Origin of the sequence: Yersinia sp. IP36721 (assembly GCF_003634395.1) — a bacterium.
GTDB classification, from domain to species: domain Bacteria; phylum Pseudomonadota; class Gammaproteobacteria; order Enterobacterales; family Enterobacteriaceae; genus Yersinia; species Yersinia entomophaga.
Genome location: NZ_QCZL01000058.1, coordinates 1 through 1765 on the forward strand (window position 1 = coordinate 1; position 1765 = coordinate 1765).

The following is a 1765-nucleotide window of genomic DNA, read 5'->3' on the forward strand; positions in this document are numbered from 1 at the left end:
TTGTTCAATAAAGCGGTCTCAATCTTCATTGCTTTCTTGCTGTTACTTGCACGTTCCATGCGTAATACTTCCCTTGTGATTTGATGTTGTTATTCCTCCCCGATGATCTGGGGATTTAGTTTTGATGGGCGCTTTTCAGCGCAGAGGAGTTAATGAGCAGTAGTTCTTATGCTGCTAAGAGGTTTCGTTTACTTAAATCAAGCAAATCTGTTGCGTGGTACTTGCCACCAGAAATTTGCTCTATCGTGTTCGCGTATGTGGTTTTGCCGAAAAATTCAGTCTTGGGTAAGAATCCGTTTTTGAGCCATTTATAAACGGCTCTTTCACTGACACCACAAGCCTTAGCTACTTCGGGAATCCCTACGCCTTTGATTGCTACTTCCAAAGTTTCCATGGGAGTTCCTTGTTTTCGTACTTTCAGTACAGATTATGATTGAACTGAAAGTTTTTGCAAGTGGTTTACTATCGTACTCATGGTTCAAACAGATAAAGTGCGTGAAGAGTTCGCTCAAAGGCTTGCACTGGCCAGTAAAGAGGCGGGGTTAGACGATCACGGGAAAGGGATTGCGATAGCTCGCGCCTTGAAAATTTCTTCAAAAGGTGTGAGCAAGTGGTTCAATGGGGAATCAATTCCACGGCAAGCCACAATGCAAGAGCTGGCTAAGTTTCTTAAAGTAGATCCCGTATGGCTCCAACTTGGAATAAATCCTAATGGTGGTGGGAATGTTTCTTATGTTGGCAAAAAGAAAACAACAAATGAATTCCCGCTAATTAGCTGGGTTAGCGCTGGTTGCTGGCTTGAAGCTGTTGAACCATACAGAAAGGATGAAATTGACGTGTGGCCTGAGACCACTGTAGATGCAAGTGATTCATCATTCTGGCTCAGGGTTAAAGGTGACTCAATGACGTCACCAAATGGCTTCACCGTGCCAGAGGGGATGATTATCCTGGTTGACCCAGAGAAGGAAGCTATCAGCGGGAAGTTAGTTGTGGCTAAGTTAGAGAATGAGAACGAGGCTACATTCAAACAGTACATGACTGACGCGGGCCGCAAGTATCTGAAGGCATTAAACCCACATCACCCCCCGACCATTATCAATGGTAACTGTAAGATCATTGGCGTTGTGGTAGATATCAAGTGGGAACATATACCCTAACCCACTGCTAGCCCTACCAATTTCGGGCACGCCAGCACATAAACAAGACGACCGTTAGGTTAGTAACCGAAGCAATTAATGCGACAGTGGCAAGAATATCGGAACCTGAGAAAGACATAGGGATATCTCCATGACATACAGTGATGCGGTTGCAACTATTGCAATAATTATATCAGTCGTTGCATTACCTGCAACATACTATTTTGGCTACAAGGCTGCCGTGAGGAACGATAATCGCAAAGAATGGAATGCTATTGCGGAACCGATTTTAGCCGAATTGGAGTTGATACAAAGCATATGGGAGGGCAATGATTCGCTAAGCGTCGACCCGCTGCCTTACCAAAACATAGAAATGCTATCCCGTAGAGTAACTAACAAAAAGAGCAAAGAATTGAAAGCTGTGTGGGATAGATATTATCAATGCAGGGACAGGATAAAACGGCCTGAACAGCATGATGATATAAGCGCTATCTATCGTGACGGAATTGAGTCAGTAAAAGCACTCAGAAAAATAATGAGGCTTAGGTAAACCCACTGCTAGCCCATAGAGATTTAGCAAATATAAATAAAGGTCTGGTTATGGAAAAAATATCATTTATTTACACCCA

3 protein-coding genes are annotated in these 1765 nt (G+C 43.3%); 2 read left to right on the forward strand and 1 reads right to left on the reverse strand.

Going from position 1 to position 1765, the window contains the following annotated elements; translation table 11 throughout:
- Window positions 1-166 precede the first annotated feature (166 nt).
- Window positions 167-394, reverse strand: coding sequence for a helix-turn-helix domain-containing protein (locus DBA33_RS20130; protein ID WP_042569876.1), 228 nt, complete (start codon window positions 392-394; stop codon window positions 167-169).
- A 79-nt stretch (window positions 395-473) separates the two neighbouring features.
- On the opposite strand from DBA33_RS20130, the gene DBA33_RS20135 reads away from it, so the two are divergent.
- Together DBA33_RS20135 and DBA33_RS20140 are read left to right on the forward strand one after the other, a co-directional pair.
- On the forward strand, window positions 474-1157 hold the full coding sequence (locus DBA33_RS20135; RefSeq protein ID WP_087785246.1) for an XRE family transcriptional regulator: 684 nt from the start codon (window positions 474-476) through the stop codon (window positions 1155-1157).
- Between the two features lie 130 nt (window positions 1158-1287).
- The gene (locus tag DBA33_RS20140; RefSeq protein ID WP_050336370.1) at window positions 1288-1686 is read left to right on the forward strand and encodes a hypothetical protein; all 399 of its coding nucleotides are present in this window, start codon (window positions 1288-1290) and stop codon (window positions 1684-1686) included.
- Window positions 1687-1765: the final 79 nt, after the last annotated feature.

What these genes read in the sequence shown, in the direction of transcription:
- DBA33_RS20130 (WP_042569876.1), bottom strand. Translation starts at nt 394, where the DNA reads ATGGAAACTTTGGAAGTAGCAATCAAAGGCGTAGGGATTCCCGAAGTA.
- DBA33_RS20140 (WP_050336370.1), top strand. Translation starts at nt 1,288, where the DNA reads ATGACATACAGTGATGCGGTTGCAACTATTGCAATAATTATATCAGTC.
- DBA33_RS20135 (WP_087785246.1), top strand. Translation starts at nt 474, where the DNA reads ATGGTTCAAACAGATAAAGTGCGTGAAGAGTTCGCTCAAAGGCTTGCA.